Annotated in this window: 5 protein-coding genes; all 5 read left to right on the top strand. The window is 49.6% G+C overall.

Annotated elements, in window-relative coordinates; translation table 11 throughout:
* The first annotated feature begins 28 nt into the window (after nt 1-28).
* Nucleotides 29-2377, top strand: a complete 2349-nt coding sequence (locus ACDJ58_RS24635) for a glycoside hydrolase family 3 N-terminal domain-containing protein (protein WP_413373449.1) — start codon at nt 29-31, stop codon at nt 2375-2377.
* A gap of 4 nt (nt 2378-2381) precedes the next feature.
* Entirely contained in the window at nt 2382-5489 is a 3108-nt protein-coding gene (locus tag ACDJ58_RS24630) for an alpha-mannosidase (protein WP_413373447.1), read from the top strand.
* Between the two features lie 294 nt (nt 5490-5783).
* Nucleotides 5784-7103 (top strand): glycoside hydrolase family 125 protein, encoded by a 1320-nt coding sequence (locus ACDJ58_RS24625; protein ID WP_413373446.1) that lies wholly within the window; start codon nt 5784-5786, stop codon nt 7101-7103.
* A complete protein-coding gene (locus tag ACDJ58_RS24620) occupies nt 7100-10273 on the top strand; it encodes a beta-galactosidase (protein ID WP_413373445.1) in 3174 nt (1057 codons plus the stop codon). Before ACDJ58_RS24625 ends, ACDJ58_RS24620 begins: the two co-directional genes overlap by 4 nt.
* 4 nt (nt 10274-10277) lie before the next feature.
* The gene (locus tag ACDJ58_RS24615; protein ID WP_413373444.1) at nt 10278-13100 is read left to right on the top strand and encodes an alpha-mannosidase; all 2823 of its coding nucleotides are present in this window, start codon (nt 10278-10280) and stop codon (nt 13098-13100) included.
* Nucleotides 13101-13314 lie beyond the last annotated feature (214 nt).

Below are 13314 nucleotides of genomic sequence, written 5' to 3'. Positions count from 1 at the left end.
CACTTCTATAGGGTGGAGGCATCGAAGGATGATGATATATAAGGACAAAAGCAAATCCGTGGAAGAGCGAGTAGAACATCTGCTGGGCTTAATGACGACGGAGGAAAAGGCGGGTCAACTCATCCAGCCTTTTGGTTGGCAGACATATACCAATGATCAAGGGAACATCACGCTGAATGAATCCTTTAAGCAGCAGGTGGAAAACGGGGGCGTAGGCTCCCTGTACGGTGCACTTCGTGCAGATCCATGGACGGGTGTTACGCTTGAAAATGGACTGTCTGCCAGAGAAGGGGCAGAAGCAGTAAACCTCATTCAGCGCCATGCTGTGGAGCATTCCAGACTGGGGATTCCCATTCTGATCGGAGAGGAATGCTCTCACGGACATATGGCGATTGACGGTACGGTCTATCCGGTTCCCCTGCTCTTGGGAAGTACCTGGAACGTGGATCTGTACCGTGACATGTGCCGGGCGGTCGCTCGCGAGACGCGTGCTCAAGGCGGTGCGGTAACGTATTCTCCGGTGCTGGATGTTGTACGTGATCCACGCTGGGGGCGTACCGAGGAATGCTTTGGTGAAGACCCGTATCTCATTGGTGAGCTAGCTGTTGCTTCCGTGCAAGGACTTCAGGGCGAGCGTTTGGACCAAGAGGATGCGGTAGCGGCTACACTGAAACACTTTGTTGGTTATGGAAGCTCGGAAGGTGGACGCAATGCGGGACCGGTGCACATGGGCTGGCGTGAGCTGCTGGAAGTAGATCTATATCCGTTCCGCAAAGCTGTTGAAGCAGGCGCTCAATCCATTATGCCGGCTTATAACGAAATCGACGGTATCCCGTGCACGGTTAATACGGAACTGCTGGATGATGTTCTGCGAAAAGACTGGGGTTTTGACGGTCTGGTGATTACGGACTGCGGTGCCATCAACATGCTCGCAAGTGGGCATGATGTGGCGGCAGATGGATTGGAAGCTTCCGTACAGGCCATTCAGGCAGGTATTGATATGGAAATGTCTGGTGAGATGTTTGGACAATATCTGGTGCAGGCGATCTCGGAAGGCAAACTTGAAATGCATGTACTGGATCAGGCTGTCCGCCGTGTGCTGGCACTGAAATTCAAGCTGGGATTATTCGAGCAGCCTTATGTGGATGCCGATCGAGCTGCAGAAGTCATTGGCAGTGAAAAGCATATTCAACTGGCACGCCAATTGGCTGCAGAAGGTGTGGTTTTGCTTAAAAATGAAGCTGCAACGTTACCTCTGTCGACGGCAACAGCGGGCCGAATTGCTGTCATTGGTCCTAATGCAGACCAAGCCTACAACCAGTTGGGCGATTATACATCTCCCCAACCGAAGTCCAAAGTGTCTACGGTATTGGATGGCATCTGCAGTAAGCTTGCTGTAAGTGAGAGTGGGCACGCGGAGGAGAACTCAGATGGACATTCGAATGGTGAAGCCCGGGTGCTCTATGCACCGGGATGTCGCATCAAGGGCGATTCGAGAGAAGGGTTCGAGCATGCAATAGAAACTGCACGTCAGGCGGATACGGTCATCATGGTCGTTGGCGGCTCGAGTGCCCGTGATTTTGGTGAAGGAACGATCGATCTGAAGACAGGTGCTTCCAATGTGTCCGATAACTCATGGAATGACATGGAGTGTGGCGAAGGCATTGACCGCATGACGCTTGGACTCGCCGGAGTCCAGCTGGAGTTGATTCAGGAGATTCACAAGCTTGGCAAAACACTTGTCATTGTATATATCAACGGTCGTCCCATTACCGAGCCTTGGGTGGATGAACATGCCGATGCCATTCTGGAAGCTTGGTATCCTGGTCAAGAGGGTGGGCATGCCATTGCGGATATTTTGTTCGGCGAAGTAAATCCTTCCGGCAAACTGACGATATCCATTCCGAAGCATGTGGGTCAATTACCGGTTTACTACAATGGTAAACGTTCACGCGGCAAGCGTTATTTGGAAGAGGATCTGGAGCCTCGTTATCCATTCGGATATGGGCTTAGCTATACTACCTTTAATTACAGTGAGCCGAAGCTGAGTACAGAATCGATGAAGGCAGACGAGACAGTCACCGTATCGGTGGAGGTCACCAATACGGGGTCTTGCAGAGGTGCAGAAGTCATACAGATGTATGTATCCGACGTGGTCAGTCGAGTCGCTCGTCCAGCCAAAGAGCTGAAGGGATTTGCAAAAGTGAATTTGGAACCTGGAGAGACGAAGACGGTAGCCTTCCATATTGGAGCGGAGCAGCTGCAATATATCGGTCGTGATCTCACACCTATCGTTGAACCAGGTCAATTCCATATTCATATCGGAAGACATGTGAAAGATACGCAGTTCGCCGAGTTGACCGTAGAGGAGGCGTAAGGAAATGGAACGCATCAGACGATTTATTCGCGAGTTGTCCGAACGTCAGTGGTTGGAGCAAATGGAGCTGCGCAGCTGGGACATCACCCGCGCTTATTATAAAGTGCCAGGACAATATGAGGATCAGAAGGCTTATCCAGAAGGCGAGGGGTTGAATCGTTTCCCGAGTGATCAGGGAACGACCTATTTCTTCCGGACACGGCTGGATGTACCTGCCTCCTGGCAGAAAGAACCTTACGGACTTGTATTTGAATCCGGTGGGGAAGGCTTGCTTCGGGTGAATGGACATTCCTATCAGGGGCTGGATCGTAATCATACGTATGTAACACTCGACCCTTCCCGAATAGGGGCTCAGCCTGAACTTGAGATTGAGTTATTTGATCCAGTACCCGAGCCTGTAGATCCACTGAACCAACAAGCGGTTATTCAGCCGCCGATTACATCAATCAGCAGTTTGTTGGTGCGACCGAATGAACCTGTCCGTAGCCTGATGTACACGGTTACGATTGTGCGTGATTCCGCGGTGCTGCTGCCGGAAAGTGATTTCCGCCGTGTGCGCCTGCTGGAAGCGATCTATCGGGCGATGGATCAATTCGTGAGTCTGACAGAAGAGGCTGTCAAGCAGGGGAATGGCATCCATAGTATCGAAGAAAGATTGATCCATGAAGTGCGAGAGATTGGTGGAAACGCCGAAGGCTTGGAGCATATGGTGGGGCAATCGCACATCGATATTGCCTGGCTGTGGCCTGTACGTGAGACGGTGCGCAAGACCAGTCGTACATTCTCCACGGTGGATGCACTCATGAATGAATATCCCGATTATATTTATTCCCAGAGTCAGCCTTTGCTGTATGCTTTTCTGAAGGAACATGACCCCGAGCTGTATGAACGGGTGAAGAAGCGCATTGCCGAAGGACGCTGGGAACTAGTTGGTGGGATGTGGGTTGAGCCGGATCTGAACATTCCGAGCGGGGAATCCCTGATTCGTCAGATGTTATATGGTCAGCGCTTTTATATGGAGGAGTTCGGCAAAACATCACAGATTGAATGGCTGCCGGATACATTTGGTTATTGTGCTTCCCTGCCTCAGATTTTGAAGCATGGTAATGTCGAGTACTTCATGACGACCAAGCTCGGATGGAATGATACGAACGTGTTTCCATATGATCTTTTCCACTGGGTAGGCATTGATGGTACGGCCATCCTGTCTTATCTCAATCATGGCGTCAACGAGCATACGCTGCCGAAGGACATTCATGATCATTGGCAGTCTTACCGCGAGAAAGCAGCGCATCCTGAGCATATGCTTTTGTACGGGCACGGTGATGGTGGCGGGGGAGTAACGCGAGAGATGCTGGAGTACGTGGATCGATCCGAGTTGATGGTGGGACAGCCGAAGAATGGTTATAGTACCGCCGGAGCCTTTTTTGCCGGAATCGAGAAGGCACAGCCTGATCTTCCGAAGTGGCATGGCGACTTGTATCTAGAGCTTCACCGGGGTACCTACACGACCCATGGCCGCAATAAGCGCAACAATCGGAAGGCTGAAGTGCTTTATCGTGAGGCGGAGTTCTGGAACACACTTGCGCTACCTGATATGGAGGCACAGCAGGAAACGGAAGTACGATCTTCACTGCATGATGGCTGGAAACTGATTTTGCTGAATCAATTCCATGATATTATCCCAGGCTCGGCAATTACCGAATCGTATGTAACTTCAGACGAGGAATATGTCCGGGTATTTGAATTGGGTCGAGCAGGACTGAATCAAGGGGTTGCCGCATTGACGAGCGGAATTAACACGCAGGGGCCAGAGGGTTCTGTTCCTTATGTTGTGTTCAACAGCCTCGGCTGGACTCGAAGTGAAGTTGTTCAACTTCAAATGCACGATGGATTGGATCGTTACGTTATAGATGAAGAAGGTCAGCGTTTGTGCATGGATCGGGAAGATAGCCAAATTTCGGTTCTGGTTACGGATATTCCAGCGTTTGGTCATAAGACGATTTGGCTCGTACCGGAAAATGCAAGGGAAACGAATGTCCGGGAAATGGCGAGCATTACCGGGCAAAAGAAATTTACAGATACATGGGAAACCGCGTATTACCATGTGAAGTTTAACGAGCGTGGCGAGATATCCCGCTTGTGGGACAAGACAGCAGAACGTGAGATTCTGAAGCCGGGTGAATGCGGCAATCAATTTTACTTTTTCCATGACCGTCCGACGCTCTGGGATGCCTGGGATATCGACAGCCGTTATGAGGCTCAGGTTGCTGGAGAAGTCGAGCTTGTGGAGAAAAAACTGGTTTTGGCGGGTACTACGAAGGACGTACTTCGTTTTCAGTGGAAGCTTCATCAGTCTGTGATTACACAGGATATGGTGTTCTATCATGACAATCGACGGATCGATTTCAAGACCCATGTAAGCTGGAATGAAGATCATAAATTGCTCAAAGTGGGCTTCCCAATCGATGTAGTGAGTTCCAAAGCGACCTATGAAATTCCATTCGGTGCATTGGAGCGTCCGACTCATCGCAACACGAGTTGGGAGCAAGCTCAGTATGAAGTGTGCGGACACCGCTTCGCAGATGTCGCCGAGCACGGATATGGCGTCAGTCTGCTCAATGATTGCAAATATGGATACGACGTACAGGGAAGCACGATTCGCCTTTCCTTGTTGCGTGCACCGAGATGGCCTGACCGGACTGCGGATATTGGAGAACATGACTTCACCTATTCCCTGTATCCACATGAAGGCGACTGGAGAAGTGCACATACGGTACGTCAGGCGGCCGAATTAAACCATGAAGTGCCTGTGCATCAGGTGGACCAGAACGCAGGCGTACGCCCGGCAACTGGAGCATGGATTGAATTCGATAGCAGCCATGTCATCTTGGATACGGTCAAACCGGCAGAGGCAGGAAACGGTACAGTGCTCCGTTTCTATGAATCTTCGGGAACACGTGAACGTGTGACGCTGCAATGGCCGCATGCATTTGAGCAAGCTTATCTCTCCAATGCTTTGGAAGAAGCAGGCGAGCCTTTGGATAGCACCAATGGTCAGATTACATTATCTTTTAAACCTTACGAAATAAAAACCGTGCTATTACGGTAAACCTTTTTGAAAATACTTTGAGCTATGTATGTTCAGCTCTTTATTCACACGTTAACGGAGAGGACAGAAATAACCTGAAGAAGTGAAGCTAAAAGCTTTCTGAAAGAAAGCTACATCGAAAGCATATGCTACGCCTTTATCCCCGGATTTTAACCTTTTGGAGAAGGGAATCAAAAAATCTGGGGATAACAGCGATCGGAAGGTTATTCTGTCATCGTAGTGGCTAGTGTGAATGTTCTCAGCTGATCTTGCTACGGCTACACCATTCAATTTGTTTAAGGAGTGCACTCATTCATGGAACAATTCAGACTACCCAAAATACCGATGCCACCTGTTGCATTGCCACAAGCCGTACAGGCTGTAATGGAAGAAGCGGAGCAGAAGCTGGCACATCGACCGAAGCTGCTTCAACTATTTAAGAACTGTTTCCCGAATACGATTGAAACAACAACGAAATTAATGGATGACGGCACGACCTTTGTCATCACTGGCGATATTCCAGCTTCCTGGCTACGGGATTCCGTGGAGCAAGTGGTGCATTACATTCCATTTGCCAAAGAAGATCAAGACCTGCAACGCATTATTGGTGGTCTGATCAAGCGCCACATCCAGTACGTTCATATTGATCCGTATGCCAACGCCTTCAACGAGACAGCCAATGATTGGCACTGGAACACCACCGACGTGACCGAGATGTCACCTTGGGTGTGGGAGCGCAAATTCGAGATTGATTCTTTGTGCTTTGTCGTGCGTCTCGCTTATTTATATTGGAAAGAAACTGAACTGACGGATATTTTCGATTCCAGCTTCAAAGCCGCAATGCGCAAAATCGTGGATTTGTTCCGAGTGGAGCAGCATCACATGGAGAAATCACCATACAGCTTTACCCGCAATAACGGCATTGCTACGGATTCAATTCGTAATAACGGACGAGGTATGCCCGTCAATTACACAGGCATGATCTGGTCCGGTTTCCGTTCCAGTGATGATGCGTGTGATTTCCATTACAACATTCCAGGCAATATGTTTGCCGTCGTTGCCCTGCGTCAGATGCAGGAGTTCGCGGAGTGGGTATTCCGGGATATGGAGTTCCTGCAGGAGCTTAAGGATCTGGAAGCCGAAGTAGATCATGGTATTCAGCTGTACGGTATTTACCGTCATCCTGAATTTGGTCCGATCTATGCTTATGAGACGGATGGTTTCGGCAACTACTGCCTGATGGACGATGCGGGTACACCGGGACTGATGTCCATTCCTTATCTTGGTTACGTCACAGCGGATGATCCGATCTATCAGAATACGAGACGTTTTGCGCTCAGCAAAGAGAATCCGTTCTATTATGAAGGCAAAGTAGCCAAAGGAATTGGCAGCCCGCATACACCGCCGGATTACATCTGGCATATGGGTCTGTCCATGCAAGGATTGACGGCCCAGTCTGCTGAAGAGAAGCTCGAAATCATTCAGATGCTGGAAGCAACGGATGCAGATACAGGATATATGCATGAAGGTTTCCATGCCGATGATCCGACGATTTTTACGAGAAAATGGTTTGCTTGGTCCAACAGTTTGTTCTCCCAGTTGGTCTATAAATCCATGAAGGATGGTTTGCTATGAGTAGCGCACAGGTGAAGAGAACCAAGCTGATTATTTTCTCTGATCCAACGTTTCCGGTGGAAGGCACTTTGCCAACGCAAGGTGCTCTTGATTCATGGAAAGCATCGGAAGAGATCATCGTTGTGGGCGCGGATGAATTGGCTTCGGCTTTGAGCAGGGCGGCAGGTGAAGGATGTTTCGTGAACCTGCATGCGCCTTATTTTCCTAAATCCGCTTGGACCGAAATTGCAGCTTTTCTTCATCAGGGTGGAAGTCTGATCAGCATTGGTGGGGCGCCATTCAAACGTCCTGTTCGTCAGGAGAATGGGGCATGGATTTCCGAGTCGGAACAAACGGCCTATCACCAGGAACTTTATATTCATGAGGCGTTAAAGGTATCCGCAGCCAAAGTGGATTCACTAACTTCCTCAGAAGATATTCCACTCCTTGCAGGCAAAGAGGGACTGTTCGAGAGTGCGGATACGTGGAATCTGGTACCTCATACAACCAAAACAAGCGATTTGCCACATCAGATGGGTTCCTCAGGTCCGATGAGCACGCAGATTTCTCCGCTGCTTCGCGGCCACAGCAAGGATGGTCGCAGCATCGCTGCCCCAATCGTATTATGGGAAAACTCCCGCAGTACGTTTGCCGGTTCGCGCTGGCTGTTTGTGCATCTGCCTTTGACGGCTACCTTCTGGGAGCAGAATGGAGCAGCCGAAATGGTGAACTGGGCGCAGTATTGCGCCAAAGGTGTAACCGAACTATCTCTGAAGCCGAACTATGCTTCGTATGAACTGGGTGAACGAGCTTCACTGATCCTTCAAACCCAAATTCTACAGCGTGCGGGTAGCAGACGAAGTGAGCCGGAACTTTGGATGTTTGATCTAACAGTTGAACGGGAAGATCGCACAAACGGCACGGTAGTGAAGGTATGGAATCATCAACTGGAGATGGAACTTTCCGGCGAACAGCGTTTTGAACGCATTCTTCTTCCGGTTTCAATCGAGAGCGGGCTGTATCGAATCGTCGGTCGTGTTCAGGCACCTGATGGAGAAGTTCGCATACTGCGGCAGGGCTTCTGGGGTCAGGACGCAGCGTTGTTGGCAGAAGGGGAAGTCATTACACGCAGCAGAGATTATTTTATCAAAGACGGTCGTCCGCTACCTGTTGTTGGTATGACCTACATGACCTCGGACGTGGCACGGAAATTCCTGTTCCTTCCCAATGCGGATGTGTGGGATCGGGATATGGCACAGATGGCAAAAGCCGGCATTAACTGGATTCGGACCGGAATCTGGACTGCTTATCGTAACATGATGCAGGTGGATGGTCACATGTCCGAGGATGTACTGCGTGCTATTGATGCGTTCCTGTTAACGGCAAAACGGCATGGCCTTCAAGTGACGTTCACCTTTTTCTCCTTTACACCCGAGACGTGGGAAGGAACAAATCCATATTTGGACCCGCAGAGTGTAGATGCACAGAAACGATTCATCCGCAGCATTGTTAGTCGTCACAGACATTCCACACATGTGGACTGGGACTTGATTAATGAACCGTCGATGTTTGATCCTGTGCGCATATTCTCCGATGGGCCACGTTCGGCAAGAGATTCATATGAGCAGCAGGCGTTTATCGAGTGGCTCCAGCAGCGGCATCAGACGATTGAAGCGTTGCAGGAGGCATGGAACATGTCGCCTAAGCAGCTCCCGGACTTTACCGCAGCAGTCATTCCTGAACCGGAAGAGATCAATTTCGATGTACAGGACATGCACAAGGCTAAAAAGGGAACACGCTGGCTCGATTATTGTCTCTTCTCGATGGAGATGCATAATGTTTGGGCGAGAGAGCTTGTAGGCACGATCAAGGATCTTGTTCCCCATCATCTGGTTACGGTGGGGCAGGATGAAGCTCTCGGAGCACAGCGGCCTTCACCGTTCTTCTATGAGCGGGAAGTGGATTATACAACTGTGCATTCCTGGTGGCTCAACGATGACCTGATCTGGGACGGCATTTTCGCCAAAACACCACATAAACCCAATCTCATTCAGGAGACAGGCATCATGTATGTGGAAACTCCGGATGGCCGGGCCAAACGCACAGAGGAAGAGCTTCACAGCATTCTGGAGCGCAAATACGCCTATGCCTTCTCAACAGGCGGTGCTGGAGCTGTGCAATGGATCTGGAATACCAACTTCTATATGGATAATGCCAATGAATCTCATATCGGAGCGCTGCGAGCGGATGGTACGGAAAAACCTGAGGCTGATGTGTCTTACGATTTTGGCCGATTCATGGAGCAGATTCGAGACCTGTTTACCGATCGCGAGCTGGAGGAAATTGCGGTGGTCTTCCCGTATTCCAACGATTTCTCGAACCGTTCCCTGGCTTACGATGCAACCACAAAATTGACCCGTGTGATGGCTTATGAGCTGAAGCAGCCATTCCGGGCTGTATCCGAGTATCATCTGGAAGCGTTGAAGCAACAACCACCGAAGTTGATCATGGTTCCGAGTCCGCACAACATGGACAGCGATGCGTTAAGCGAACTGCTGAACTTCGCGGAGAATGAAGGAGCTACGCTGCTTATCACTGGGCCGCTTGGGCTGGATGCTTATTGGAAGAGAAGTGATCGGGCAGATCATCTTGTCGGCCAGCGCAGTCTGGGTAACGTACAGCGAGAAGAAATGCTGAATATTAACGGGGTGAATCACCGCGTCACGTATGGTCGTCGCCGGATTGCCGAAGTGGCGAAGGAAACGTTGCTTCATGCGGAGAATCATACACCTGATGAAGTAGTAGTACTGCCATTAGGCAAAGGCAAGTTGATCTGGAGCCCGCTGCCGCTGGAGCTGAACGGCCGGGATGAGCCGCTGGCTGACCTGTATCGATATGCGTCAGAAGTGGCTGGCATTGAGAATGAACTGGAATGGATATCTGGCGGTGAACTTGCAGGGATTTATGGTCGGAAGTTGAGCTTCCCGAAAGGGAATCTGTACGTATTTGTATCGGAGTTTGCTTTGGATCATGAGGTGAAAGTCAGAGATACGCGTACCGGAGTCATATATACGTTCCTGTTGGAGAAAAATCGTTCCGTACTGTTTGCCACAGATGCTGCCGGACAGCTGCAAGCCGTGTATCGTCCGGATGAGGTAGAGATTGTACAACAAAAGGTAGAGGGGGAATAATTCAATGACTAAACCGACAAGCAAATCGAAGAGAGCGCATATTATTTCTCACACGCACTGGGATCGGGAATGGTATTTGCCGTATGAGAAACATCATATGCGATTGGTGCAACTAGTGGATGCCTTGCTGGATCAGCTCGATCATGGGCCGGATTTTAAAAGCTTTTACCTGGACGGACAGACGATCATCATCGATGACTATCTTCAGGTTAGACCTGAGCAGAAGGAACGGCTGGAGAAGCATATTCGCGATGGCCGTATTGTCATTGGGCCTTGGTATATTTTGCAGGATGCCTTCCTGACCAGTGGTGAAGCGAACGTTCGTAATATGCAGGTTGGACATCGGGATGCCAAACGTTATGGAACACCTTCAAAGATCGGATACTTCCCAGATACGTTCGGACTTGTAGGACAGACACCGCAGCTTATGCTGCAATCGGGCATCGATAATGTCTTTTTCGGGCGAGGCGTGAAGCCAACCGGCTTCAACAACATGGTGTCTGACGATGGATACGAATCCAGTTTCTCAGAGTTGATGTGGGAAGGTCCGGATGGATCTAAAGTACTCGGTGTTTTATTTGCCAACTGGTACTCCAACGGGAATGAGGTTCCGGTGGACGAAGCTTCAGCTCGCAAGTTCTGGGAAACCAAGCTGGCTGACGCGGAGAAATATGCATCGACGAATGAATTGCTGTACATGAACGGATGTGATCACCAGCCGATTCAGAAGGATCTGCCTGAAGCCATCCGTATGGCTGAACAATTGTATCCCGATATCGAGTTTGTTCACTCCAACTTCCCGGACTATCTGTCAGCGTTGAAAGCATCTGCGGTTCAGGAGTTGTCTGTTGTAAAAGGAGAGCTGCGTAGCCAGCGTACTGATGGCTGGGGCACTCTGGTGAACACGGCTTCCGCACGTGTTTATCTGAAACAGATGAACCAACTGGGCCAAGCCATGTTGGAAAAAGTGGCTGAGCCACTGGCTTCGTTCGCGCATCTGCTGGGTCATTCATATCCGCATGATCAGTTTACCTATGCCTGGAAAACGTTGATGCAGAATCATCCGCATGACAGCATCTGTGGCTGTAGCGTAGACGAGGTACATCGCGAGATGGTCACACGGTTTGATAAGAGCCGTCATGTCGCTGAGGCCCTGATTGAGGATAGCACCAGCCAAATCGCCGCAGCGGTCGATACTTCAACATTTGAACGCTATGGTGAAGAAGCGCGGCCTGTGGTTGTGTTTAACACTTCGGGATGGGAGCGCAGCGGTGTGGTTCAGATTGAACTGGATGCGGCCCGTCTGTACTTCCGTGAAGGTTTCTCATTGGAAGATATGGCAGCCAAAATGAACGCCATCGACCTGTCAGGTCGTATATTGGTGGATGAAGAAGGCAAACCAGTTCCGTGTACGGTAGAGGATCTGGGTCTGCAATTCGGCTATGATCTGCCGGATGATCGATTCCGTCAGCCATATAGCTGCCGTCGGGTCAGCATTACGTTTGAAGCAGAGAATGTGCCTGCACTTGGCCTGAAGACGTATGCTTTGGTTCGAATGGACAGCAATGCTGTGAGTGACCCAAATGCTGTTGCTGGAGAGTCTTTGGTTACCACTACGACTTCAAATACACTGTTGCGTGGCGAACGTGGTATGGAAAATGAATATTTTATCGTAAATATTGCAGACAATGGATCTTTTGCACTCACGGATAAACGGACAGGCCGGACGTATAAAGATCTTGGCGTGTATGAAAATGTCGGTGATATCGGAAATGAGTATATGTTCAAGCAACCGGAGAACGAATTAGCACTGACTACGAAAGATCTTAAGGCAGAAATTCGGGTTATCGAAGATGCGCCTTACAGATCTTCGTACGAAATTGTTCATCATTGGGAAATTCCTGAATCCGCCGACGAAACGCTCGATCGTGAGCAGCGGGAACTGATCTATTATCCGCATCGCAAAGCTCAACGTTCCAAACAAATGGTTACGCTCAAAATCCGTACCATTGTGTCGTTAAGCCGCAGTGGAAAAGGCATCAAGCTCGAAACAACCTTCAACAATCAGGCGAAGGATCATCGGGTGCGGGTACTCTTCCCGACGGATCTGACAGCGGCTGTTCATTACGTAGACTCGATGTTCGAAATTGCTACTCGTGATAATACGCCTGCACCGGAATGGCAGAATCCGAGCAACACCCAGCATCAGCAAAGTTTTGTTGATGTGAGCGAGGATCAGGCTGGGTTAGTTGTAGCCAATCTGGGGCTGAATGAATATGAGGTTCTTGAGGATGGACGGAATACGATTGCCGTAACACTGCTTCGTGCCGTGGGAGAGCTTGGAGACTGGGGATTGTTCCCGACACCGGAAGCTCAGTGTCTCGGCGAGCATTCCTTCCAGCTGGAGATTATCCCTCATGACGGGAACGGGGCAACATCCGGAGCGTACAATGAAGCTTACCAGTTCCAGATTCCATGGACTGTGGCTCAGACGAACGTACACCCGGGTTTCCTGACGCCAAGCAACACACCGTTTGAGTGGCAAGGGGACGGTCTGGCGTTTTCTTCACTGAAGGTGAACGAGGATTCGGGTGATCTGATGTTGCGCTGGTATAATATGAGATCTAATACGACTGAGTTGAAGTTTGCTGCTTCTGAGTCCATTCCGCAAGCATTGGAAGATGCATATCAGAGCAACATTCTGGAGGAAGAGACAGGTAAGCTGAATTCTTCAGTTATAAATGAATCTTCCACTGCCTTGATCAGCAAAGAATGGGCTCTTCAAGCGGGACCTTGTGAGATTGTTACGGTGGGGTTGCGTAGATAATTTTGCAAGTGTGATCGGGTCAATCTTTGTGTATAGCTCTACCTGAAGTTATGCGTATTGTCATGGAATGGATAATGCTTTTTCCAGCTGAAAATGTTGAGTTATTCCTCAAGTTTATATAGAATGAACATTAGAATTACAAGCGATCGAAGGTTACCCTGCCATCATGATGGTCATCGTAAAATTCAATTGTTCATTCTATATTGAAACTATT

The sequence above is a fragment of the Paenibacillus taichungensis genome, assembly GCF_047302525.1.
Taxonomy (GTDB): Bacteria; Bacillota; Bacilli; order Paenibacillales; family Paenibacillaceae; genus Paenibacillus; species Paenibacillus taichungensis_B.
Note: the sequence above shows the minus strand (reverse complement) of the source record. Positions and strands in the feature narration are given on the sequence as shown.

Excerpts from the sequence above, each read along its gene's own strand:
- ACDJ58_RS24635 (WP_413373449.1), top strand. The coding sequence starts at position 29 with ATGATGATATATAAGGACAAAAGCAAATCCGTGGAAGAGCGAGTAGAA.
- ACDJ58_RS24630 (WP_413373447.1), top strand. The coding sequence starts at position 2,382 with ATGGAACGCATCAGACGATTTATTCGCGAGTTGTCCGAACGTCAGTGG.
- ACDJ58_RS24625 (WP_413373446.1), top strand. The coding sequence starts at position 5,784 with ATGGAACAATTCAGACTACCCAAAATACCGATGCCACCTGTTGCATTG.
- ACDJ58_RS24620 (WP_413373445.1), top strand. The coding sequence starts at position 7,100 with ATGAGTAGCGCACAGGTGAAGAGAACCAAGCTGATTATTTTCTCTGAT.
- ACDJ58_RS24615 (WP_413373444.1), top strand. The coding sequence starts at position 10,278 with ATGACTAAACCGACAAGCAAATCGAAGAGAGCGCATATTATTTCTCAC.